Below are 24683 nucleotides of genomic sequence, written 5' to 3'. Positions count from 1 at the left end.
ACAAAATAATAACCATGAATTTTAAGATAAGCATTCCCGTATTATGCATGCTGGTATGGGCTACCGCCTGCGGCAGTAAAGAACAACCACAGGATAATTCCAATAAAAAATACGTCATCAGTGATACGATGATGAACATGATAACGCTGGACTCTGTACGCACCAGTACGGAAGTGGATCAGCTGGCCCTTACCGGTAGCGTAAGTTTCAATGAGAATAATGTAGTGAATATATTTCCCCGCAGCAGCGGGCAGATCGTTTCTACTACGGTTTCTCTGGGCGATTTTGTACACAGAGGCCAGGTACTGGCCGTAATCAAAAGTGCCGATGTAGCCGGTAGCTATAGTGACCTGAACAGCGCCAATGCCGATATATCGATTGCTAAAAGAGAAATGGAAAGTGCAGAGAACCTGTATAAAAACGGCATCAGCAGCGAACGGGAGTATGTAGAAGCAAAGCAAAACTACCAGAAAACACTGGCACAGGCCAATCGCATCAAAGCGGAGATCAGCATTAACGGCGGTAGCGGTGCTACGCAGAGTGGTAACTATACTCTGACCTCCCCGATTGACGGTTATGTAGTGGCTAAAAACGCTACCACAGGTGCTTTCATCCGTTCTGATGATGGTAAGAATATTTTCACCGTATCAAACTTGAGCAATGTTTGGGTAAATGCGAATGTGTATGAGTCCGACATTCCGAAAGTAAAACAAGGCTATAGCGTAAAGATCATACCGATGTCTTACCCGGATAAAGTGTTTGAAGGCAAGATTGAAAAAGTAGGCGATGTGCTGGACCCCGAAAATAAATCTATGGCGGTAAGAATAAGCCTGGCCAATAAAGACCTGTTGCTGAAACCGGAAATGTTTGTAAAAGTAATTGTGGAAAATACAGAAGGCAGTATGGCTACCTGTATTCCTACCAGTTCCCTGATATCTGTCGACAGTAAAAACTATGTCGTGGTATTTAATGCCAAAGATGACCTGCAGATTGTAGAAGTGCATGTGATCAAGAAGGCAGATGATCTCACATTCATCCAGGCAGAAGACCTGAAATTAGGACAGAAAGTAGTGACTAAATACCAGTCCCTGCTTTTTGAAGAACTACAGAAATATTAAGGTACCATATAGTATCTATCACAAACAATGCCCGGTACATGAGTCCTGCGGCAGTTTAAAAATATTTTCCACATGAATAAAGTAATTAAGGGGGTCATACACTTTTCCCTCAGACACAGATACCTGGTGTTTTTCCTGACAGCAGTCATGGCTGTAATCGGGTATGTAAGTTATACCAAAACACCCATCGAGACATTTCCCGATGTCACCAATACCCAGATCATTATCATCACACAGTGGCCCGGCCGCAGTGCAGAAGAGGTAGAGCGCTTCGTAACCATACCACTGGAAACACAGTTAAATTCGGTGCAAAGCAAGATCAACCTGCGTTCCACCTCTTCCTTTGGTCTGAGCTATATCCGCCTCATCTTTGATGATCATGTAGATGATGCCTTTGCCCGTCAGCAGGTCATGAGCCGCATAGGAGGGGCCGATCTGCCCGATGGCGCGTCGCCGGATGTGCAGCCGCCATACGGTCCTACAGGAGAGGTATACCGTTATATACTGAAGAGCAAAACACGCAACATCCGTGAGCTCAACACCATACAGGAATGGGTACTGGACCGCAAATTCAAATCCATACCAGGTGTTGCTGATGTAAATACATTCAGTGGCGGAGAGAAAATTTACGAAGTAAGGGTAGACCCGCAGGATATTGCCAACTATGGTTTATCTGCCCTGGATGTGTATGAAGCGGTGAATAAAAGTAATATCAATGTCGGTGGCGATGTCATCGAAAAGAACGGACAGAGCTATATCGTACGTGGTATTGGTTTGCTGAACAATATTGATGAGATCAATAATATTATTGTCACCAAAGCCAATGGTGTACCTATCCTGGTAAAGAATGTGGCTAAGGTTGTAGAGACCGAAAAGCCGCGCCTGGGGCAGGTTCATCTCGATAATAATGACGATGTCGTAGAAGGTATTGTTGTGATGCGTAAAGGTGAAAACGCAAAAGAGGTACTGGACCTGATCCATGCCAAAGTAGATGAACTGAATAATAATATCCTGCCCAAAGATGTAAAGATCGTACCCTTCTATGATCGTACCCATCTGATGGAGTATGCAACACATACGGTGCTGCATAACCTCGTAGAGGGTATTGTACTGGTAACGCTGATTGTACTCATCTTTATGGCCGACTGGCGCACTACGCTTATTGTAGGCATCATTGTACCGCTTTCTTTATTATTTGCGTTTATGCTCATGCGCATGCGGGGCATGTCTGCAAACTTACTATCGATGGGAGCGGTAGACTTTGGTATTATTATCGATGGTGCCGTCGTTATGGTCGAAGGTATATTTGTAGCCCTCGATCATAAGTCGAGAGAAGTCGGTATGGAACGCTTTAATAAACTGGCTAAGCTAGGTTTGTTCAAGCAGGTGGGTACAGAAATGGGTAAGTCCATCTTCTTCTCCAAACTGATTATCATTACCTGTCTGATTCCGATTTTCGCCTTTCAGAAAGTAGAAGGTAAGATGTTCTCTCCATTAGCCTTTACCCTGGGCTTTGCCCTGCTGGGTGCGCTTTTGTACACCCTTACCCTGGTACCTGCATTGTCCAGTGTACTGCTGCGTAAGAATGTAAAAGAGAAGCATAATGTGGTTGTACATTTCTTTGAAAAGTATATAGGACGTGCCTTCCGCTGGACCTATTCGCATCCAAAAGTGAGCTTCCTGTCCGCACTGGTATTTATGGCCCTGTCTTTTGGGTCTGCCAAATTCCTGGGTTCTGAGTTCCTGCCGGAGCTGGATGAAGGTGCCTTGTGGGTAAAAGCACAGTTGCCCATGAGCTCGTCATTAGATCAGAGCAATGAGGTGGCACGTAAAATGATGGAAATTATTGAGAAATTTCCGGAAGTAAATCACACTCTGGCACAGGTAGGCCGTACCGTAGATGGTACCGATCCCAAAGGGTTTTTCAATGTAGAGATTGCCGTAGACCTTAAACAAAAAGAAGACTGGCCTAAAGGGGTAACTACCGATAAGCTGGTAGATAAGATGAATGATCAGCTCAGCAAAATCCCGGGCGTATTATACAACTATTCTCAGCCGATCCGTGATAACGTAGATGAGGCAGTGGCGGGTGTTCCGGCTTCTCTTGCAGTTAAAATATTCGGTCAGGATTTCAATACACTCGACTCCTTATCCAATAAGGTAATGGATCAGTTAAAGAAGGTACAAGGTATCGAAGACCTGGGCGTATTGCGTAACCTCGGACAGCCCGAGTACCGCATAGAACTGGATCAGCAAAAAATGGCCATGTATGGTGTGAATATCCAGGATGCCAACTCGGTGATTGAAATGGCAATCGGGGGTAAAGCCGCTACCCAACTGTATGAGGGAGAACGTAAGTTTGATATCCGGGTACGCTATGCCAAAGAGTTCCGTGATGCGGATGATAAAATTGCCCGCCTGATGGTACCAACACAGGATGGTGCCAAGATCCCGATCAGCGAGATCAGTACCTCCAAATCCTTGATTGGTGCGAGTTTCGTGTATCGTGATAATAACTCCCGCTATATTCCGGTTAAGTTCTCTATCCGTGGTCGTGATCTGGGTAGTACGATTAAAGAAGCACAGGCACTTGTGGCTAAAAACATTAAACTACCACAGGGCTATACTATGACCTGGAATGGTGAATTTGAAAATGCACAAAGAGCAGGCAATACATTGAGTAATGTAGTACCACTCTGCTTACTCGCTATTTTTATGATCCTGTTCGTCACTTTCGGTAATGCAAAAGATGCCTTGCTGACGATTATGAATGTACCATTCGCATTGATCGGAGGTATACTGGCCCTGCATGTTACCCATATGAACTTCAGTATCTCTGCCGGCATCGGTTTCATTGCCCTGTTTGGGGTATGTATACAGAACGGGGTAATCCTGATTACCGAATTCCGTAAAAACCTGGAGGCTAAAATGCACCTGGACGAAGCAATACATCAGGGCGTGGCCTCACGTATACGTCCGGTTGTAATGACTGCCCTGATGGCGGCTATTGGTCTGATACCAGCTGCGATCAGCACCGGAGTGGGTTCTGAAACACAGAAGCCATTGGCTATTGTAGTGATCGGTGGTCTGGTGACCTCCACCATCCTTACCCTGTTGATTCTACCGATTATTTATAGCTATGCCTATAACTTAATCCATAAACGCAAGAATCGTAAACTGCTCAAAAAAGCAGGATTGATACAGGGATAATCTGATTATAAAAGTAAAGGCCATGCAATGATGCATGGCCTTTTTTGTTTTGAATTTTAGTGGACTAATCTTTAATAATCTTCAGATTCTGACCATCAGGAAGATGTACAATGTACATACCTGCAGCCAGGTGATCTGTAGACAGACGTACCTGCTCTGCTATTGTAAAGTTCAATACAGATCTACCTTGCAGGTCACTGATCCAGGCAGCTTTGCCATTGAGTGCTGTATTGCTGTTCGTCAGCATAATGTAGTCATGTGCAGGAACGGGGCTAACAGTTAAGCTGCCTTTTCCTTCATTACGAACCAGGCGTACCGGGCTGTATGTTGCATCAGCACCAGGTTCTGTAATGCGCAGACGATAATAGTTAACCGGGCTTAACGGTTGTTCATCCAGGAAAGAATAGCTGTTCTTGCTTTCTCCCAGACCTTGTACCGTTCCGATGCTGCTGTATGTTTTTGCATCAGCACTGCGTTCAACAGTATAGCGGGTTTGTTCCTCTTCAGAAACAGTATTCCATTCCAGCAGGCTACCTTTATCCGTTGCTTTTGCGGTGAAATCCAGTAAGTGTACCGGCAGGGCAGTAATAGAAGTCGCGCCTAAAGTAAACGGACTCCAGGTGCTTACAGGGTTACTCGTAACACTACCTGCAGTAGTATTACCCGTAATATTCAGGCCACCTTCATTCAGCCAGTTTGCACCACTTTTATGTGCTACACGCAGGCTTGAAGTGCTGGTGATGGTAATATTATTTACATTATCCCAGTAAATAGTTACTGCACCGGTTGCGGTAGTCAGCGGAGTCATATCCCAGTATTCACCAGTATTGTAAACCGCCAGGGGAGTGGCATCTGTTCCTGTAGTAGTGTAGTTATTACCACCGGCGCTGCCCGTGTTGTATTTAACACGCATACCCGTTCCGTTGGCAGAAAGATTTAAATCTACTTTTTGCAGATTTGTACCATTTCCTACCGGATAGCTGAAGGTACCCGTACCTTCTTTAACCACATAGCCATTTACGTGGCTGCTGTTAGAGGCACCCGAGTACGTTCCTGTACTGGTAAAGGTTACTGGCGTAGTTGTACTGGCAGCAACGATATCACCGGAGGTAAAGGTCATATTACCCGATACTACCAATGGTGTATTCAGGGTTACCCCTGCAGGGTTATTGATCACCACATCTTTGGCCAGGTAGGGTGCACTTCCGTTTACGGTTTGTGCACCGGTACCATTAAAGGTAAGTGTACCTGTAGTTGGTGCAACCATCGTCTGGTTATTGGTCAGGATGCCGGTTACGGTAACCGTACCATTGTTGGTAAAGGTACTGCCGGAGGCATTGGTCATATCACCATTTACCTGCATAGCACCGCCGGTGTTGACGAATATTTCTGCACCGTTGTTATAGAACACCTGAGCCGATGCAGTAAGTGCCATACATACACCCGTAAGGCCAAGGCCCAATGTTTTTATAGATTTGGAGTTCATAATTTCTTTTTTTAAGATTATCGACCGGTAGGGATTTTAGATGGGTTATTCAGATTGGGCAGGGCAAAAGTAGTTTGTCCGTTACCACCATAAGTGGTACCCAGGACAGAGAACAGTGCTGTATTCTGTGCAATGCTCATGATCTGTCCGTTACAAGGTAACCAACTACCGGTGCTGTTAAAGTTGCCGCCATGCATGATAATTTGACCTATGGAATGATATTCTCCGCCCAGGTGATCATAGCTTGGGAAAATACCTTGTACACAAATGTAGAATTTAACACCCTCAGTAGCTACAGCATTCTGCCAGCTTGCATTGGCGCCATCTGTTTTCAGCACTTTGCCGGCATTACCTGGTTGAGAAGGCAGTGTATAAGTACTCAGAGAAACCCAGCTACCACCGTTGTAGAAATAAAAGCCTGCAGTACCATCGGTCTGATATACCATCAATCCGGTTGCCGGACTGCTGATAGCGACTCTTTGTGCAGCAGTCATGCGTGGAATCAGCATACCTTGTGTGGTACTGTTTACTTCCAGCTTCGCACTGCTTGACGGACTTGTGGTACCGATACCAACGTTATCTTGTGCCTGGATGGTCCATGCGCTCAGCATAAATACCAGTGTGCAGATTATCTGCTTGATGAGCGTATTTGTTTTGTTCATTTTGTTTTAAGTTTAATTAGTGAAAAAGACCTGATGAAGATGGACAAGCACTGAATCAGACGAAACAGTTGCTTTGATGATGCCTGTAAAACCTAACCTGCAAAGGCTGTAATTGTATGGGCATATCCGCACCGACAATACCAAGGTCCAGTGTTTGTTTAGATTTGAAATTCATAGGTTCTTTTGTATAAGGTTATCGACCAGTAGGGATCTTAGATGGGTTATTCAGATTAGGCAGGGCAAAAGTAGTTTGTCCGTTACCACCATATGTTGTGCCCAGGATAGCAAACAGTGCTTGATTCTGTGCAATGCTCAGGATCTGTCCGTTACAAGGCAACCAGCTTCCGGTGCTGTTAAAGCTGCCGCCATGCATAATGATTTCACCCATAGAATGAGATTCATAAGCCAGGTCGTCATAAGTTGGAAAAATACCTGCTACACAAATGTAAAATCGCACTGCTTCTGTAGTTACAGCATCCTGCCAGGTAGCATTAGAACCATCGGTTTTAAGTACCTTTCCGGAATTGCCAGATTGTGATGGTAAGGTATAGCTACTCAGAGAAACCCAGCCACCACCGTTGTAGAAATAAAATCCTGCGGCACCGTCGGTCTGGTACACCATCAGGCCGGTTGCCGGACTGCTGATAGTGATTCTTTGCGCAGAAGTCATGCGTGGAATCAGCATACCTTGTGTGGTACTGTTTACTTCCAGTTTAGCACTGCTGGCTGGGCTGGTAGTACCGATACCCACATTGTTTTGTGCCTGAATGGTCCATGCGCTCAGCATTAATACCAGGGTGCAGATCATCTGTTTGATGAGCGTAGATGTTTTTGTCATTTTGTTTTTATGTTTAATTAGTGAGAAGAATTGATTATAATCCTGGATTAATATAGATTTTCCGGGTTGGCAGAAACAATAGTTTTGACGATTCCTGAAGATCCGGCCGATGCGGCATTTGTATTGGCAACACCACCTACACCGCCATTACCACCAGATGCTCCACCGGCACCTCCGAAGCTGCCAGCAGAGGTACCAGTAGTAGTATTAGCTCCGATAGCTCCGCCGTTTACCTGTAAGGTTCCGGTTATACTAGGCGTAGCAGAAGTTGCCATGATAATGACACCACCACCTCCTCCGCCGCCGCCGGCACGGTAACTACCCGATACAGTAGCAGCATCACTTCCGTTACCTCCGTTGGCTCTTACTGTTCCGGCTATACTCATAGCGCCTTTGGACATTAATACAATCAGTCCGCCACCACCACCACCGGCACCGGCATTATTGGCGGCCGCATCAGCAAGTACGGCATTGGCTCCATTAGCCGCAACTACTGCACCGACACTTACGGTTAAGGTTCCTTTGGCATAGATCGCAAAGGATCCGCCACCGCCACCACCAGTACTGGTACCACTACTGGCACCGGCACCGCTACCGCCGCCGTATACAGGGATATTGATCAGGCTGGGAATAGATGCAGTACGTACTGCCTGTGGTACATAGGTATTAGTGCTGAATACAGCTATTGTATGTGCAATACCTTTGTCACCAACAGTGGCAAAGTTTGTATTGCCTGCAGGTAATACCGTAATGGTTCCGGTAATAGAAACGTTGCCGCTGCAGCGTATTTTGGTGCCGCTGGGTACAATCAGGGTACCGGCAATCGTAATACTGGAAAATTGAAAATTCAGATCTGAAGGAGGTGATGCAGACCAGTCAACAGTGTTACCTACCGTTACATTAAGCGCACCTGCTGCACCATTGCCATAGATATCAGCACCAGAGCTGCTGCTGCCAGATGAGCTTACCGCCTGCCAGGCAGAGCCCGTGTAGTAATAGAAGCCAGGAGTATTGTTGGTCTGGAAGATCATAAGACCAGTAGCAGGGCTACTGATGGCATCACGCTCGCCCTGTGTCATTCTGGGCATAAGCAAGCCTTGTGTGGTACTGCTTACATCCAGTTTTGCACTGGCGCTGGGACTGGCAGTACCTATACCGAGGTTATTCTGGGCGGTCAGGGTATGACAACCAAAGATGAATGTACAGACGGCAATCGCCTTACACCATCCGGAGTAAAATTGTTTCATGTAGTACAGTAATTTTGAGGAGTGAATAGAAATGTTTTATATATAGTTGATTGTGTTAAAGTTGTGTAGTTGAATACGTTAATGTAAAGCTAAATGTTTTTTCTTCTATTCATATAATTCACTGCTATTTAATTGTAAAAAAAGGGGATTTTTCCCCTAAATTAAAGGGTAGCAATGTTTTGTGATGGTCAGACTTTAACAATATATTAGTTCGACAAATTGTCGAAAAATGTCAAAATATTGAAATTAATGAGTAATTTGCGCCACTTTTTACAATCAAATAATCACTTTGTTTTATGAAAAAATTAATGACAATTGTTGGTCTGTCTGTATTTGCACTGGCTGCTAACGCACAAGAAGAAAGAGGTATTTACTCTGGTCGTGATGGAAAACGCTTCAGAAACATGGGCGGCGAAAATGCTGAGCATGACTTCCTGAAACCACACGCTGGCAATGTAACTGCTGAGTTAGGTTTAACAGGTGGTTTAGGTAATACAGGTTTAAGCCTGAACAACAATGCTGGTATGCTGCGTTTTCGTTATTTCGTTACTAACGACTGGGCTGTAAGACTGGGTGCTAACATCACTAACGAGTTCGAAAGAACTAATGCTTACGGTACTGGTAGCGAAGAAGGTTTCGTAAAAGAGAGTAACACAACTGTATTGTTCAACATCGGTGCTGAAAAACACTTCATGGGTACAAGAAGACTGTCTCCTTATGTAGCTGCTGATTTCATCATTGGTAACATGAGTGCACACGCTAACGGCGAAAATGCTACTCAGGGCGGTACTTACACGACTGGTTACTCTTTCGATTCTAAAAGCATGAACAACACTGTATGGGGTGTACGTGCTATGGTTGGTGCTGATTACTACATTGCTAAGAATGTATACCTGGGTGTTGAAGCTGGTTTAGGTTACACTTCTACTACAATGGGCGAAACTGAATTGACGCAAACATTCAACAACGTAACTACTACAGTTACTAACAAATCTGCTGGTAAATCAGCTACATTTACGCCTGGTATCGTTACTGGTATCAGATTAGGTTTCGCATTCTAATTTGAAGCAAAACCAGATACAAAAAGAGTGCTGTTATGATACAGCACTCTTTTTTATGTAATAGATTTTTGTACTTATTATTCTTTCCAGAGGAAAGGAAACAGGATCACCCCGATCCCCAGAATAAGGAAGTTCATGCCCAGCATGACTGCTAATAGCATCATCCAGCCCTCCTGAAGTACATTCGACAACGCTGCATTCGACAGCTTGCTCAGCATCATCAGCATCACAATAGCAATAGGGAAGCCCATAATAGCCATCAGTGCCGCATTCTGCCTGGCCTGTGCAGCGATAGCAGACAAGAAGGTAAAGAGTACTGCCATACAACTTGCACCCAGACATACGACGGATATGAACATTCCGGGACGCAGCAGGGGGTAGCCCAGCAATAAGGAAAATAAGCCCAGGGTAAGCAGAGAGATGATCAGCATAAGCACTACACTATAGATCATTTTTGCCAGCAGGTATTGTACCGGGGGCACAATGGTAAAGTAGTAACGGTTACGGGCTGCATTCTCTTGCAGGAAGCTTTTAGCTACCGTATTTACCGTGATGAACAGCTGTGCAATCCAGAATAAAGCATTCCAGATTTTAGTCTCGGGTTGTGCCGCCATCATATAGATCACAAACACCGTACAGCTGACATACAGCAATACACTGAAGAATGTATGTTTCTGACGCCATTCCAGCAGGATGTCTTTCTTGATAAGAGTTAATACGGTATTCACGTGCGATCTGTTTTTCCTGGATTGCAAAAATAGGTAATTCAAAAGAAAAGGGCCGCTTCTGCAGCAGCCCTTTATCATGTATTATTTAAAGTATTTCAGAATGTCATTGGCGTTGACCGCTACCATAAGGATCAGCAGGAGCACCAGGCCTATGGTCGTGACGATCTCCATAAACTTCTCATTCGGTTTGCGACCCGTAATCATTTCCCATAAGGTAAACATTACATAGCCACCATCTAATCCCGGGATAGGCAACAGGTTCATCACCGCCAATGCCAGGGAGATAAAGGCTGTGATATTCCAGAACGACTGCCAGTGCCACTCTTCAGGGAAGATCTTACGCATGGAATCGAAACCACCCACACCTTTATAGGCACCGGTTTTAGGATTAAATATCAGTTTAAACTGGCCTAAGTACTGACCAATTTTATCTTTGGCCATAGTCATACCAGCAGGTATTGCCTGGAAGAAAGTGTATTTTTTTACTTCCATATTGACCTTAGCCATTTCAGCCAGCTCATCATTATTTTCAGGCAGTTTTAATTCAATACCGATAGTACCGTCTTCTAATACTGCAGTGTTTACTGTAGTCAGTGTACCATTGCGGGATACCGATACAGGTATGGTAGTACCTTTGTGCAGCAATAATGCATTTTTGAATTGCATTAAAGTTGATGCAGGTTGGCCGTTTACTGCCACGATCACATCTTTGGCCATGATACCGGCTTGTGCAGCAGGTTTATCTTTGGTCACCCCTCTTATTACAGCAGGGAATGGTACGGTAAATAATGTCTTATTCTTATTGTCTACCAGTTGCTCTACAAAGTTAACCGGCAGGGTAAATGTGGTGTCTTTGCCGTTGCGAGTCACGGTAACATTTTGTGCATAGAGCATTTTCGGCATCAGATCGTTATAGTAAACCAGTGTTTCACCGTTCACCTTTTTTACCTGGTCGCCGTCTTTAAAGCCCAGCTTATAACCAAGACTATCAGCCACTTCGATACCCGATTTCAGCTCAGCCATCGGTAATTTCTTTTCTCCCCATACAAAGAGGATCATAGCATAAATTACAAATGCAGTAAGGATATTAATGATAATCCCGCCCAGCATAATCAGCAGGCGCTGCCAGGGCTTCTTGCTGCGGAATTCCCACGGCTCCGGTGGCTTGGCCAGTTGCTCTTTATCCATGCTCTCGTCCACCATACCAGCGATCTTTACATAACCACCTAAGGGGAACCAGCCGATACCATATTCTGTATCACCTTTTTTCTTTTTCCATAAAGAGAAAGGCAGGATATTGCTGAAAGGGAAGAGAAAGTCAAAGAAAAGATAGAACTTTTCTACCCTTGTTTTGAACAGGCGTGCAAAGAAAAAGTGCCCTCCCTCGTGTAAAACGATCAGCAAGGAAAGTGCTACGAAAAATTGTGCAATCTGCACCCAAAGTCCACTCATGAGAAATTCTGATGTATTAATAGGTTTTTAGTAATCATTGTTATGTAATAACTGCTCTGCGTAAGCACGGGCTTCCGTATCAGAGGCTATCAGTTCTTCCATATTCGGTTTTTCGATAAACGGAAGCTGTTCCATGGTCTGCTCGATAATATCGCTCATTTCCAGGAAGCCTACTTTATTGTTGATAAATGCGTTTACTACTACTTCATTGGCGGCATTCATTACGCAAGGCATATTGCCGCTTTTGTACATTGCCTGTGTAGCCAGTTGCAGATTGCGGAAAGTTTTGATATCGGGATCTTCAAAGTTCAGTGTACCATAGTTCTTGAACTGAAACCTCGGGAAGTCGTTCTGGATACGATGCGGGAATGCCATCGCGTATTGTATAGGCAGTTTCATATCCGGCAGGCCCATCTGTGCTTTGATAGAGCCGTCGGTAAACTGTACCAGGGAGTGAACGATAGATTGCGGGTGTATCACCACTTCGATCTGCTCATTCTGCAATCCGAAAAGCCATTTCGCTTCTATCATCTCCAGGCCTTTATTCATCAGCGTAGCAGAGTCAATCGAGATTTTAGCACCCATAGACCAGTTAGGATGTTGCAATGCATGCGCTTTCTTAACATTAACCAGGAAGTTAGGTTTCTTGCCCAGGAAAGGTCCGCCGCTGGCCGTAAGAATGATCTTTTCGATCGTATCCATACGTTCGCCTGCAAGACACTGGAATATAGCAGAATGCTCACTGTCAACCGGAATAATCGGTACCCTTTTCTCAGCTGCTTTCTGCATCACCAGTTCGCCCGCTACCACAAGGGTTTCCTTATTGGCCAGACCAATGGTTTTGCCCGCTTCAATGGCAGAGAGGGTAGAGTGGAGGCCCGCATAGCCAACAATAGCACCGAGTACAAAATCTACGGTATCCCATTGTACCACCTCGTTCAGGGCATTATGTCCCTCAAATACTTTTACATTCGATCCGGATAAAGCCTGCTTTACCGTTTCGTATGCCTTCGCATCCGTAACCACTACTGCATTGGGCTGGTACTTACCGGCCTGTTCGATCAGCAGCGCTGCATTGGAATGGGCACTCAGTATCTCTACCGAAAATAATTGCGGATGAGCATCGACGATAGCCAATGCCTGTGTACCTATAGAGCCTGTTGAGCCAAGTATTGCTAACCTTTTCTGAGCCATTTTGTCTGCTTTTGGGGGATGTTCGCAAATATAATGATCTAAAAGGATGTTAAAGTCCTAATTTTTCGTCAATATAATAATGATTACGCTCCGGCGCGTTACGAACAATGAGTTCGGCAAGGTAACCAGAGAGGAAGAACATCGTTCCCATCAGTATGAGCGTCAATGAGATATAGAATGGTGGTCTGTTGACAATACCATAAGCATCCCACCAGATCAGCTTACAGATAACCATGTAAGACACAAAAATAAAACCGATAAAAAACAGGAAGGCACCCAGTAGTCCGAAGAAGTGCATAGGTCTTTTGGCAAATTGCCCGATGAACTGTACGGTGAGCAGATCCAGAAATCCATTCACAAAGCGGTTCCAGCCAAACTTGGATACCCCATATTTACGGGCCTGGTGCTGTACCACTTTCTCGCCGATCTTTTTAAATCCGGCATTCTTAGCCAGAACAGGAATATAGCGGTGCATTTCACCATATATCTCCACACTCTTGACTACTTTATAATTATAGGCTTTCAGTCCGCAGTTAAAGTCATGCAGTTTGATACCAGACATGCGGCTGGTTACGCCATTGAAGAATTTAGAAGGCAGGTTTTTAGTAATTCTATTATCAAAACGCTTCTTTTTCCAGCCACTCACCAGATTGAATTTTTCTTCACGGATCATGTGCATCAATTCAGGGATTTCATCAGGACTATCCTGAAGGTCAGCATCCATAGTGATCACAACATATCCGTTAGTCGCTTTAAAGCCTTCATTCAGTGCGGCACTCTTGCCATAGTTACGCTGGAATTTAATGCCTTTGATATTTGGATTGGCGCTGCGTAATTTTTGTATTACATCCCAGCTGTCATCTGTACTACCATCATCCACAAAGATGATTTCATAGCTGTACTGATGTGCCTGTGCGACACGATCTATCCACGCAGCCAGTTCCGGCAGCGATTCTTCTTCGTTCAATAAAGGTACTACTACAGATAAATCTAACACTTGTTTGTCGGGTTTAAAGTTCTTGTTTGGACATATGCATATCCATCAGTTGCTGCGGTGTTTTTTTACGCAACAGGAAGGCAATCATCAGTCCGAAAATACTATCTACCACTACCCAGCGGGCCAGCAGGTTCTTGGCTAATCCCCAGAAATCCTTACTGGATTTGGCCTGACCCCGCACCATTTCTATCTGCTCCTTGATCTTTTCCGCACTCATTTTATTCTTATGCGCAAAAGCATCCATCGACTGCTCGTAGGTCTGGAAGAATGTAGGGTTGAAATAATTCAGGTAAAAATAAGTAAATAAAAGATATGCTACCTCTGCAAAGATGATCGCGATAAATATAGGCTGGAACAGATCTTTAATCTCTGCATATCCGCCTAAACTGCTGCGCTTTTGCGTACCGGTGATGACCAATGCAGCGATAATAATAAAGTAAGAAATAAAGCTACCCAGGTAAAATGCAAAAGGATTATAGCTCAGGAAGCTAAATTTGATCCACAACATCAGCACATACAGCGCTGCAATAATCAATCCGGCTTTGATACCGAAGGCAATATTTTTTTTCTTCATAATAAACTAGAGAATTTGAGCTTTACCGGTAAGTGTTTCGTTCAGCAATGGCGTGTTAAAGGCAAGGCTGGCTTTATTTTCCGGTGTCAGCATCCATTCCGTATCATAGTCAAACAGGGTGAAGTCCGCAATGGAACCTTCTGCAACAGAAGTAGTTTCCAGTCCGAATATGGTTGCGATGTTCTGAGATAGCAGGGCAGCCCAGCGTGCTGCAGTAACATGCGGAGCCGCTTTACGCAGCATAGGCCAGCAGCTCTCCAGAGTAGCCATACCGGATTGGGTGTATTCGAATTCTTTAACTTTCGAATCCCAGTCCTGCGGCTTATGGTGTGTTGCAATAGCATCAATAGTACCATCTTCCAGCGCCTTGATCAGCGCTTTGCGGTCTTTTTCGCTTCTCAGCGGGGGATTTACTTTGTATAAGCTGTTGTAGGTCGACAGGCTGTCGTCTGTAAACAGCAGGTGATATGGCGTTACCGAACAGGTTACGGCTACACCATCTTTTTTAGCTTTTTTGATCAGGTTCAGGCTTTCAGCAGTACTTACACCGGAGAGGTGCAGTTTAGAACCTGTATAGCGGGCCAGTTCAATGTCGCGGTTTACCAGTAAAGTCTCTGCGATAACCGGTATGCCCGGCATGCCCAGCTGTACAGAATTAGGTCCTTCGTTCATCAGTCCGTCCGAAAGTTCGGCCATAACCGGAATCTGTACTACTGTACCGTTAAATGCTTTCACATACTCCAGTGCTTTCTGCATCAGTCCTGCATGCTGTAGCGGTTTCCAGCCGTCGGTAAAGGCAATAGCCCCTCCATGATACATCTCCAGCATTTCAGCCAGATTTTTACCTTCCAGCTGCTGCGATACAGCACCCATTACTTTCAATTGAACACGATGCCCTTTGGCGCTCTGCTGTACGAAGCTCACAGAACTTTTTGTAGCCAGTGCCGGATTGGTATTCGGCACAACGATAACTTGTGTAAAACCACCTTGTGCAGCAGCATTAAGGCCACTTTCAATCGTTTCTTTATGCTCATATCCCGGTTCGGCAAAATCAGTCATTAAGCTGATCCATCCCGGGGCTATAAATCTGCCCTTTCCTTCGATGGTCTGTTTGGCCGTTACTTTAAGCGATTTCCCAATCTGGGTAACCTGGCCCTTTTCAATGAGTATATCTACAGTTTTGCCGTTGTGCGCAGAGGTCGCATCGGCAACCTGAATGTTTTTGATAAGAACGGATGACATAATGCGCAAAGATAAACCTTTTGGTAATAAGTGAATTAAAAAACTAAAGCTGCGGCCCCCAGTATTGCTGCGTTTTTATGTTGCAGCGCCGATACCAGGAATTGTGGTTTGCGTTCTTTGTAAACAAATAATAATTCTTCCTCAAATGCCTTTTGTGTAGGTACCAGCAAGTACTCCCGGGCATTGGCCAGTCCGCCGAAGAAAATAATCGCTTCCGGAGAGATGACTGTATGCACATGAGCCAGTATCTTACCCAGCACTTTACCGGTCTGGTTAAAGATCTCCATCGCCATAGGGTTGCCCATCATGGCTGCATCTGTAATCTCCTGCGAGGTTTCAAAAGGGATCAGCCTGTTAGCCAGCATAATTTTCTGAGCAGTCACCAATATACCAGTCGCAGAGGCATACGTCTCCAGGCAGCCTTTACGGCCGCAGCCACAGGGACGACCATTAGGCTTGGCTATAATATGACCTACCTCACCCGCCATACCATCATGTCCATAGATCAGTTGCCCGTTAGATACGATACCACTACCGATACCGGTACCCAGGGTAATGACCATAAAGTCCTTCATGCCTTTGGCCACGCCAAACTGCATTTCGCCCAAAGCAGCAGCCTTGGCATCATTGGTTACGACGGTATGCATGCCCACCATTTGTGCCGCAACCATATCCCTCAGGGGAATGTAAGTGCGCCAGGGCAGGTTAGCAGAACCGTTAATCACCCCGGTATGGTAATTGGCACTCGGCGCACCGATGCCGATACCCCGTATCGGGCTTCTTTCATTATGCTGATCCAGGATCGATTGCAGATGCAGGCAAAGGCCCTGTACAAAATCTTCCGGTGTGGGAAAACTGTCTGTACGGATTCTTTGTTCTCTGGTGATATTACCTGCTTCATCAACAAGCGCGAATTTGGTATAGGTGCCGCCAATATCTACTCCGATGGCATATTTTTTATCGTTCATATCTTAACTTAACAACAATAATTGTACTTTAGACGCCAAAAATATATATAAATGCAGGATAATAATAAAAATAATTACGGCTTTGCATTGTTGATTATCGGGCTGCTCTTTTTCATCTTCGGTTTTATCACCTGGGCCAACAGCCAGCTGATTCCTTACCTGAAGCTTGCCTGTCAGCTGACGACTACCCAATCATATTATGTAGCCACTGCATTCTTTGCGGCATACTTTGTCATGTCCATCCCTTCATCCTACGTACTAAAAGCTACCGGTTTCAAGAAAGGAATGTCTCTGGGTCTGTTCATCATGGCTATTGGCGCTCTTATATTTATTCCTGCAGCCAATGCCCGTAGTTTCCCGCTGTTCCTGACCGGCCTGTTTATCATTGGCACGGGACTGGCACTGCTGCAAACCGCTTCCAACCCTTATGCTGCAGCGATCGGACCTAAGGAAAGTGCTGCCCGTAGAATCAGCATTATGGGGGTATGTAATAAAATTGCGGGAATTATAGCCATATACACATTGGGCGGCATCATTCTGAAAGACGGAGATGCCCTGGAACAACAACTGACTACAATGGATCCGGTAATGAAGGCGCAAACGCTGGATGCCCTGGCGCAGAAAGTAATTACCCCATACACCTGGATTGCTATTGCCTTTGCCCTTGTGGGTCTACTCCTGTTTTTTACCCACCTTCCTGAAATTCCGGATGAGGATAATGCACCAGAAGTGCAAAATGCTACTGCAGTTCAGAAATCAAGCGTACTGGAGTTCCCGCACCTGGTGATCGGTGTGCTGGCCTTATTCCTCTATGTAGGGGTAGAGGTAATCAGCTATGATACCTTTACCGGCTTTGGTAAATACCTCGGTTATTCTCTGGATGTATCCAAACACCTGGCGACCTATACTGGCTATACCTTATTACTGGGTTATGGGATCGGTATCTGGGCTATTCCCAAATATATCAGTCAGCGCAAAGCACTTGTGGTTGCCTGTATATTAAGTATGTTACTGGTAGTACTATCGGTAACCACTAATGGAGAAGCTGGCCTGAAAACCTTCACCCTTATGGGGCAGGAGCTGAGCATTCCAACGCATCCTGCGGTATGGTTCTTTGCTTTGTTAGGCTTTTCCAATTCCGTGATGTGGCCTGCAATCTTCCCTATGGCGATAGATGGCCTGGGCCGTTTTACAAAAATGGGTTCTGCATTGCTGATTATGGCCATTGTAGGCGGGGCAATTTTACCACCATTGTATGGCCGCATATCTGAACTGAATGGCATCACTGTGCAGACCGCTTACTATATGATGATTCCTGCATATCTGTTTATCCTGTACTTCGCATTGAAAGGATACCGTATAGGAAAGAGATAAGTTTAAAGTGATTATACATAAGAAAGCCTGCACAAAATGTGCAGGCTTTCTTATGTAAATTACCTAGTGAAATTAATCAAAAATATTGATCAGGCGGGTGATGTAGAAATAAGATGCCAGCTGTGCCAGAATACCCAGAATGTACCCCAGGCCTATCTCTCCATTGGTATGTGCCCGTAAAACCAGTCTTGCAGAACCGATGATACCAGCGATCAGCAGAGAGATCATCAGCGGCATAAACAGGTTGACACGGCTTACGATCATGGCAACGATCAGGATACCGATCATACCACCTGCGGCAGCCGCATGCATGCTCACTTTTTTAAAGATATTGACCATGAAAATGGCAATGATACCCCAGAAATTACCCAGCAGGAAAATGCGCAGTACCTGCGGTGCTACTTCCGGTTGTTTCATGTTCTTGAACACCATGTACGCCCAGAAATAGAAGATCATGGTGGCGATCAGGGGAATAATTCTGTCTTTGGAATTATTCAGTTTGATGCTTTCAATGAAGTTTAAGCGCTTCAGCAGGAAAATAGTGACCAGGGGAAAAAAGATTGTATTCAGTGCGAGAATACCCGTCCAGCTATACATCGTTTTCATGGTAATGTTACCAAAACTTACCCTATTGATGCCATACAGCACGAAGGTCATAATAACCGGCATAAAGACCGGGTGGCACACAACAGAAACGATATTGGCCAGTACGCGCAATGGTTTCTTATGGTCGAGTGTATTGATTTTTAAATGCGATTGAGGCATAAAAGGCAATAAATTTGGCTGCGAAGATAAAGTTATTTGACGGTTTTGCAGCTGCTAATATATTTAACGCCACATTATTAACAGCTTGAAGCAAACATTATGAAATTGTTGTATTTTTGTATGTTCTCAAAAAAATTAATAATGTCAGAAACAGCAATTAAGGATATGGCAGAAGCAACCACAGTTATCAGCAATATTCAGCAAATTAAAACAGTATCTGTAATCGGTGCAGGTACTATGGGAAATGGTATCGTGCATGTATTTGCCCAAAACGGCTATAAAGTACAAATGATCGATATCGCTCAGCCGGCCCTGGATAAGGCACTGGCCAATATCGGTAAAAATATGGACCGCCAGATCACTAAAGGCAGCCTTACCGAAGAGCAGAAAAATACCGCCCTGGCAAATATCACTACCCATATCGATATGGAAGGCGGCCTGAGCGGTGCTGACCTGGTAGTGGAAGCCGCTACAGAAAATGTAGACCTGAAACTGAAAATCTTTAAAGACATCGATCGTTTAGCTCCGGCTCATGCGATCCTGGCGACCAATACTTCTTCTATCTCTATTACCCGCATCGCTGCCGTAACGTCAAGACCGGCACAGGTTGTAGGTATGCACTTCATGAACCCGGTTCCGGTAATGAAACTGGTAGAAATCATCAATGGTTACGCGACTACAAAAGAAGTTACACAAGTAATTTATGATCTGTCTGTACACATTGGTAAAGTACCTTGCGTAGTAAATGACTATCCTGGTTTTATCGCTAACCGTATCCTGATGCCAATGATCAATGAAGCGATCATCAGCCTGCAGGAAGGTGTAGCTGGTGTAGAAGAGATCGATACGATTATGAAATTAGGTATGGCTCATCCGATGGGACCATTGCAACTGGCAGACTTTATCGGTCTGGATACCTGCCTGTCTATCCTGAACGTACTGCATAACGGTTTCGGTAATCCTAAATATGCTCCTGCTGCTTTACTGACCAATATGGTACAGGCGGGCCGTCTGGGTGCTAAATCCGGAGAAGGTTTCTACAAATACACTTCAGGTAGCAAAGAACTGGTGGTAAGCGACAGCTTTGCCGGTAATCAATGGAAATAATACTACAGCACAGGTAATCTGTTACTGCATTTGATAAAAAAAGGAACGGGCCGATATATATCGGCCCGTTCCTTTTTTATGTTTAAGGTTTCTTTTAGAACCTTGGGAAAAGTTTTAGTCTAAAGTCTTTATCCAGGATGCCAGGCTATCGTATTGCTCATCGATCCATTCATTAGGCAGTTCCTGTGCCGGCTGGGTAGTATGCAGGAATACCGTTTTCATACCCATGCTTCTGCCAAATTTCATATCACTGTAATTATTGCCGATCATAACCGACCGGGCAAAATCTATATCTTTAAAATCCTCCTGTGCCTTCAAGGCCATACCGGTATTCGGTTTGCGCATCAGGTCATCACTATGCAATGCCGGAGCATGATAAAAGCAGTCGATGTGGCCCTGGTGTTGTGTTAATGCCTCTTGTATACATTGGTGTATCTCTTCAAGGTCCTGAGTGGTCATCAAGCCTTTGCCGATACCCCTCTGGTTAGTTACCACCAGCACCAGGTCAAAGTATTTGCGGGCATGAGCAATGGCTTCCAGCGCGCCATCGTAAAAATGCAGTTCAGTAGGGTTGAAAATATAACTACCCTCTTTTTCAATATTGATCACCCCATCGCGATCCAGGAATAATGCTCTCATGTGTTACTGTCCGATCTCTTTTTGCGCCCGTAAGTAATCTTCCTCCACGCCAATGTCTATAAAATATCCTTCATTAATATATCCCTTCAGGCTATGCTGATCTGCTTCCGGTTCAAAGAAATCTTTTTCCAGAGAGAAGTGGTCCGGCATGTCTTGTAGCAGGGTCTTAGCATGGTTCAGCAGGTAAATGCCACCATTAATCAGGCCATTATCGCAGGCCTGCTTTTCGCGGAAGCCGGTAATGTACTGGTCTTCGTCCAGGATAACGGTACCATAACGCTCAAATTGTTGCATCGGCTTTAAGGCAATCACAGCTTTGACCTCATCGCTGAGTCCTTCGCTCATTTCCCTCAGGGGAATGTCAAACAAAGTATCACCATTGAGTACAAAACATTGATCAGAATGGCATTTCAGCAAAGCTCTCTTCAGTCCGCCGCCCGTACCCAGGGGCTCTTTCTCAATCACCCAACTGATCTTGAACGTAAAGGCTTTGGTTTTGAGCCATTCCAGTACCATCTCATATTTATAACCCAGAGATAAGATCACATGATCGCAATATTGCTGCTCCAGGTAGTGAAACAGGTGTGCGAGGAAAGGCTGGCCGTTGACTGGTGCCAGGCATTTGGGTACATCCGGTACGATGTGTTGTAAACGGGTGCCCAAGCCGCCCGCCAGTACGATACATTCCATACTCATATCTTTTTAGCCTTTGAATAATGCTGCTTCAACCAACTGACAGGCGATATGCCCCAGGGTAATATGGCACTCCTGTATACGCGGCGTATCATCAGAAGGAATATTGATCAGTATATCGGAGAGATCTTTCATTGCCCCGCCGGTACTGCCGGTAAAGGCTACAGTAGTGATGCCCATTTCCCGTGCCTGTTCAAATGCTTTTACTATATTGGTAGAATTGCCGGAAGTACTCAGCCCTATAAGGACATCGCCCTTCTTGCCTGAGCCTTTCAGTAAGCGACTATATACCATATCATACCCATAATCATTGGCTACAGCTGTCAGGTAAGACGTATTGCAGTGCAGTGCTTCGCTGGGCAGGGGATCGCGGTCTGTGTAGAAACGACCGGAAAACTCTGCTGCCAGGTGCTGTGCATCTGCAGCCGAGCCGCCATTACCGCAGAACAGGACTTTACCTCCATTACGGAAGGTTTCTGTGATCTGTTCTGTCAATGATTGTACACGGGCAATCAGTTCCTGGTCTTCCAGGATTTGTTGCTTTACGTCTATAGAACGTTGAAGTATTGCTTGAATTGAAGAGGTCATTGTGTTACTTTTTTAGACCATACCAGTGCCGCATTACAGCCACCGAATCCGGCAGCAGTTTTTACAAAATGCGCGACAGGCTGATGGCCGATCGAGGTAATAACGTGTAAAGGTATGCTGGTATTGCTTTCCCGGAAGCCTGGTACGGGAATCAGGGTATCCTGTTCCATAGCTTTAAGGCTGATGATACTTTCCAGCAGGCCCGAAGCACCCAGTGTATGCCCGAAATAGGGTTTAAGGCTGTGTACCGGTACTGCCGACAGCGCAGCATGACCAATGGCCTTAGCCTCCATTTCATCATTATAATTAGTTGCCGTTCCGTGTGCAGAGATGAAACCGATATCCTGTGGTTCAAGCTGTGCTTCAGCAAGGCTCTGGCTGATGGCCAAGCCCAGTTCTGCTCCCGTTTTGGACGGGCCGGAGAGGTGATTGGCATCATTGCTGATGCTACCGCCGCTGAGTACCGCTGTCTGGCTGCTATATTGTATATCAGTACTCAATACAATACAGGCAGCAGCTTCACCCAGGTTCAATCCTTTTCTTTCCGCATCGAAGGGGCGGCACTGCTCATCTGAAAGTGCCTGGAAAGAATTAAAACCGGCGAGTACGAAATCGCTGATTACATCACAACCTGCTACAACAGCATGTTTGTACAGACCAGCCTCCAGCATACGTCTGGCCGTGATCTGGGCAGCTGCTCCGGAGATGCAGGCTACCGATACATTAATAACCGGGTTGGGGTGTTTGAAAAAAGCAGCAATGCGTTGAGCCGCAGCGGGAATCGATGCCAGTGCTTTGCGCTCCGGATCATTGATCCATTCTATATTTCCTTTGGTCGTAGATAAAATCAGTACGGTATCAGGATTGGTCAGGCTGATATCTGTTGCAGATAATGCCTGTTGTATCACCGCAATACACATCTGCTCAAAACGGCTGTAACCGTTTAGTGCTGCGGTGTTGAGTGCATCATATTGTGCCTCCTGCATTTTGCCCAGCATAAAAGTATTGCCGTCGGGAAAAGACACCGGGCGAATGGCACTTGCGCCTCTCAGTACCGCCTCGTATACCGAGTCGGTATCAAAGCCCAGGGGGCTGATTATAGCGTCGGAAACATGGTAAATCATATTTACTTGTTTTCCTCCTGTAAAAATATTTTGTATTCTGCGCGGGCAATCAGTTTATCTCCCGAATGAATGATCCCGTTAACGATAAAGGCATTCATCACCTGCTGTACATTGGTTGTAGTCGTGGTGATCTGCTCACCCACCTTAGGCAATGCATGTATCTCCAGTTGTTTTACCTGCCCGATAAAACCCACAGGCGGAGCTGCATGATGCTGTGCCGCCATATATCCCGTACCCGCAGCAGCGGTCTGGGCCATATTTTCAATAAGGCCGGGTTCCGTAAAATATCCTTCCGATACAAACAGATGCTCTTCAGGTATGCGAAAAGTAGTAGTAGTCTGCTGCTCATTTGCTTCTGTGATCTCGTCGATCATGACAAAAGGAGCAGCCTGAGGTATATATTGCACAATCGTTTGCTGTTGATACTTAAGGCGTGAAGTTACGATAATTTACGCTTTCTGCTCTTCCCAAAAATCGAAGTAGTTAAACCACTGATCCGGGTATTGTTTTACTTTTTCTTCCAGCGCAGCCACATAATCTTCCAGCATACGTTCGGCACCCTGCATACCACGGCCCTCGTAGACCTGTGGTACTGTTGCCGTAAAATGATAATGAAGATCGGTCAGTTTCAACGTAAATACGATACTTACCGGTGCGCGCAGCTTGCTGGCGAGTATAAACGGGCCTAAAGGGAACAGGGCTTCCTTGCCCAGGAAATCATGCTTAATTGTACGGGTGCCAGGCATATAACGGTCGGCATGGAGGCATATCAGTTCATTGCGGCTAAGGGCTGCTGACATCTCATATATATGCGACATGTCCTCCTTGATAAAAATAATGTTGAAGGTTTTCTTATCCGCGACCTTATCCAGGTATTGTTTGATCTGGGTGTCTTCGCCATCGTACATGACGATATTGATCACCGTTTCCAGTCGCTCCAGCAACTGTCCGGCCAGTTCATAATTACCCAGATGTGCACTCACGATAATGCCGCCTTTACCGGCATCAACCATATCATTCAGGTTGCGCTCTCCTTCCCGTGTAATGGTAAACGGATTTTTGCGCGTACTGAACAGGTATATCTTATCGAGAATGGTCTGCCCAAAACGGATAATGTTCTTACGGATCAGTTTACGGGCGGTACGGGAGTCCATGCCCAGACGTTCCTGGTACAGGTATTTTAGGGGTAGGGTAGCGGCCGGTACAAAGAAAATGTAATACCAGCCTACTATATACAGTAACGCATAGGCTGGTTTGAGACCACCTATGCGTAACAGGAAGATAAATATTTTATATCCTAATGCGGATCCTTGAGATTTTCCACTCCACTGAGCCATAATAAGGGCAATAGTTCTGGTACTAAGCGGCTACCAGACGCTTTTCAACATAATTGTAAAAATCTTCGATTGTCTCCATGGTCTGGAAATCTTCCGGCTTTACTTTAAATCCGAAATTATTTTCAATCACAACAATTAAGTCAATATAGTCAAGGCTATCCAGGTCCAGGGTTTCTTTCAGCTTAGACTCCGGCTGAATGTCTTCTGCCTCAACTTCAAAATCTTCAACCAAAAAGTGGTTGATTTTGGCAATCATTTCTGCTTTTTCCATTACTTTAT

The 24683-nt window shown here is 45.2% G+C and carries 24 protein-coding genes; 5 read left to right on the top strand and 19 right to left on the bottom strand.

Annotation, left to right across the window (positions count from 1 at the left end; genetic code table 11):
- The first annotated feature begins 14 nt into the window (after positions 1 to 14).
- Complete coding sequence (locus EMP01_RS02380) at positions 15 to 1118, top strand: efflux RND transporter periplasmic adaptor subunit (RefSeq protein WP_129019888.1); 1104 nt, start codon at positions 15 to 17, stop codon at positions 1116 to 1118.
- Between the two features lie 72 nt (positions 1119 to 1190).
- Positions 1191 to 4328, top strand: a complete 3138-nt coding sequence (locus EMP01_RS02375; protein WP_129019887.1) for an efflux RND transporter permease subunit — start codon at positions 1191 to 1193, stop codon at positions 4326 to 4328.
- Positions 4329 to 4392: 64 nt separating this feature from the next.
- Here EMP01_RS02375 and EMP01_RS02370 read toward each other — a convergent pair whose 3' ends face one another.
- The 4 genes from EMP01_RS02370 to EMP01_RS02355 all read right to left on the bottom strand — a co-directional run bounded on the left by EMP01_RS02370 (position 4393) and on the right by EMP01_RS02355 (position 8561).
- Entirely contained in the window at positions 4393 to 5814 is a 1422-nt protein-coding gene (locus EMP01_RS02370) for a T9SS type A sorting domain-containing protein (RefSeq protein WP_129019886.1), read from the bottom strand.
- Between the two features lie 17 nt (positions 5815 to 5831).
- Positions 5832 to 6476 (bottom strand): phage tail protein, encoded by a 645-nt coding sequence (locus tag EMP01_RS15655; protein ID WP_237559452.1) that lies wholly within the window; start codon positions 6474 to 6476, stop codon positions 5832 to 5834.
- A 193-nt stretch (positions 6477 to 6669) separates the two neighbouring features.
- Positions 6670 to 7314 (bottom strand): phage tail protein, encoded by a 645-nt coding sequence (locus tag EMP01_RS15650; RefSeq protein WP_237559451.1) that lies wholly within the window; start codon positions 7312 to 7314, stop codon positions 6670 to 6672.
- 47 nt (positions 7315 to 7361) lie between these two features.
- Entirely contained in the window at positions 7362 to 8561 is a 1200-nt protein-coding gene (locus EMP01_RS02355; protein ID WP_129019885.1) for a hypothetical protein, read from the bottom strand.
- A 296-nt stretch (positions 8562 to 8857) separates the two neighbouring features.
- Here EMP01_RS02355 and EMP01_RS02350 point away from each other — a divergent pair, with 296 nt between their 5' ends.
- The gene (locus EMP01_RS02350) at positions 8858 to 9622 is read left to right on the top strand and encodes a hypothetical protein (protein ID WP_129019884.1); all 765 of its coding nucleotides are present in this window, start codon (positions 8858 to 8860) and stop codon (positions 9620 to 9622) included.
- 77 nt (positions 9623 to 9699) lie between these two features.
- Here the strand turns inward: EMP01_RS02350 and EMP01_RS02345 are convergent, their stop codons facing one another.
- The 7 genes from EMP01_RS02345 to EMP01_RS02315 all read right to left on the bottom strand — a co-directional run bounded on the left by EMP01_RS02345 (position 9700) and on the right by EMP01_RS02315 (position 16777).
- On the bottom strand, positions 9700 to 10350 hold the full coding sequence (locus EMP01_RS02345; RefSeq protein WP_237559450.1) for a heme exporter protein CcmB: 651 nt from the start codon (positions 10348 to 10350) through the stop codon (positions 9700 to 9702).
- Between the two features lie 81 nt (positions 10351 to 10431).
- On the bottom strand, positions 10432 to 11802 hold the full coding sequence (gene rseP / locus EMP01_RS02340) for an RIP metalloprotease RseP (protein ID WP_129019882.1): 1371 nt from the start codon (positions 11800 to 11802) through the stop codon (positions 10432 to 10434).
- Between the two features lie 27 nt (positions 11803 to 11829).
- Positions 11830 to 12996, bottom strand: a complete 1167-nt coding sequence (locus EMP01_RS02335) for a 1-deoxy-D-xylulose-5-phosphate reductoisomerase (RefSeq protein WP_129019881.1) — start codon at positions 12994 to 12996, stop codon at positions 11830 to 11832.
- A gap of 49 nt (positions 12997 to 13045) precedes the next feature.
- Positions 13046 to 13993 carry a glycosyltransferase family 2 protein gene (locus EMP01_RS02330; RefSeq protein WP_129019880.1) on the bottom strand — a complete coding sequence of 316 codons (948 nt, stop codon included), beginning with the start codon at positions 13991 to 13993 and terminating at the stop codon, positions 13046 to 13048.
- Positions 13994 to 14006: 13 nt separating this feature from the next.
- Positions 14007 to 14567, bottom strand: coding sequence for a DUF4199 domain-containing protein (locus EMP01_RS02325; RefSeq protein WP_129019879.1), 561 nt, complete (start codon positions 14565 to 14567; stop codon positions 14007 to 14009).
- 6 nt (positions 14568 to 14573) lie between these two features.
- Positions 14574 to 15809: a dihydroorotase gene (locus EMP01_RS02320; protein WP_129019878.1), complete on the bottom strand. Its 1236-nt coding sequence runs from the start codon at positions 15807 to 15809 to the stop codon at positions 14574 to 14576.
- Between the two features lie 35 nt (positions 15810 to 15844).
- On the bottom strand, positions 15845 to 16777 hold the full coding sequence (locus tag EMP01_RS02315) for an ROK family protein (protein WP_129019877.1): 933 nt from the start codon (positions 16775 to 16777) through the stop codon (positions 15845 to 15847).
- Between the two features lie 51 nt (positions 16778 to 16828).
- On the opposite strand from EMP01_RS02315, the gene EMP01_RS02310 reads away from it, so the two are divergent.
- Positions 16829 to 18151, top strand: coding sequence for a sugar MFS transporter (locus EMP01_RS02310; RefSeq protein WP_129019876.1), 1323 nt, complete (start codon positions 16829 to 16831; stop codon positions 18149 to 18151).
- Between the two features lie 72 nt (positions 18152 to 18223).
- On the opposite strand, the gene EMP01_RS02305 is transcribed toward EMP01_RS02310, so the two are convergent.
- Positions 18224 to 18916, bottom strand: a complete 693-nt coding sequence (locus EMP01_RS02305; protein WP_129019875.1) for a hypothetical protein — start codon at positions 18914 to 18916, stop codon at positions 18224 to 18226.
- Positions 18917 to 19057: 141 nt separating this feature from the next.
- On the opposite strand from EMP01_RS02305, the gene EMP01_RS02300 reads away from it, so the two are divergent.
- Positions 19058 to 20023 carry a 3-hydroxybutyryl-CoA dehydrogenase gene (locus tag EMP01_RS02300; protein WP_317125587.1) on the top strand — a complete coding sequence of 322 codons (966 nt, stop codon included), beginning with the start codon at positions 19058 to 19060 and terminating at the stop codon, positions 20021 to 20023.
- 114 nt (positions 20024 to 20137) lie between these two features.
- On the opposite strand, the gene EMP01_RS02295 is transcribed toward EMP01_RS02300, so the two are convergent.
- From EMP01_RS02295 to EMP01_RS02265, 7 genes are read right to left on the bottom strand one after another with little or no spacing between them, the layout of a single operon-like run.
- On the bottom strand, positions 20138 to 20662 hold the full coding sequence (locus EMP01_RS02295; protein ID WP_129019874.1) for a D-glycero-alpha-D-manno-heptose-1,7-bisphosphate 7-phosphatase: 525 nt from the start codon (positions 20660 to 20662) through the stop codon (positions 20138 to 20140).
- Between the two features lie 3 nt (positions 20663 to 20665).
- Complete coding sequence (locus tag EMP01_RS02290; RefSeq protein WP_129019873.1) at positions 20666 to 21352, bottom strand: nucleotidyltransferase family protein; 687 nt, start codon at positions 21350 to 21352, stop codon at positions 20666 to 20668.
- A gap of 12 nt (positions 21353 to 21364) precedes the next feature.
- The gene (locus EMP01_RS02285; protein WP_129019872.1) at positions 21365 to 21943 is read right to left on the bottom strand and encodes a D-sedoheptulose-7-phosphate isomerase; all 579 of its coding nucleotides are present in this window, start codon (positions 21941 to 21943) and stop codon (positions 21365 to 21367) included.
- The gene (locus EMP01_RS02280) at positions 21940 to 23067 is read right to left on the bottom strand and encodes a beta-ketoacyl-[acyl-carrier-protein] synthase family protein (RefSeq protein WP_129019871.1); all 1128 of its coding nucleotides are present in this window, start codon (positions 23065 to 23067) and stop codon (positions 21940 to 21942) included. Before EMP01_RS02280 ends, EMP01_RS02285 begins: the two co-directional genes overlap by 4 nt.
- 2 nt (positions 23068 to 23069) lie before the next feature.
- Entirely contained in the window at positions 23070 to 23474 is a 405-nt protein-coding gene (locus tag EMP01_RS02275) for a 3-hydroxyacyl-ACP dehydratase (RefSeq protein WP_237559449.1), read from the bottom strand.
- A 42-nt stretch (positions 23475 to 23516) separates the two neighbouring features.
- The gene (locus EMP01_RS02270) at positions 23517 to 24404 is read right to left on the bottom strand and encodes an LpxL/LpxP family acyltransferase (protein ID WP_129019870.1); all 888 of its coding nucleotides are present in this window, start codon (positions 24402 to 24404) and stop codon (positions 23517 to 23519) included.
- Positions 24405 to 24426: 22 nt separating this feature from the next.
- Positions 24427 to 24675, bottom strand: coding sequence for an acyl carrier protein (locus tag EMP01_RS02265; protein WP_129019869.1), 249 nt, complete (start codon positions 24673 to 24675; stop codon positions 24427 to 24429).
- Positions 24676 to 24683 lie beyond the last annotated feature (8 nt).

Origin of the sequence: Edaphocola flava (assembly GCF_004118155.1) — a bacterium.
In the GTDB taxonomy this organism is placed as follows: domain Bacteria; phylum Bacteroidota; class Bacteroidia; order Chitinophagales; family Chitinophagaceae; genus Edaphocola; species Edaphocola flava.
This window is presented reverse-complemented; position numbering and strand designations above follow the sequence as displayed.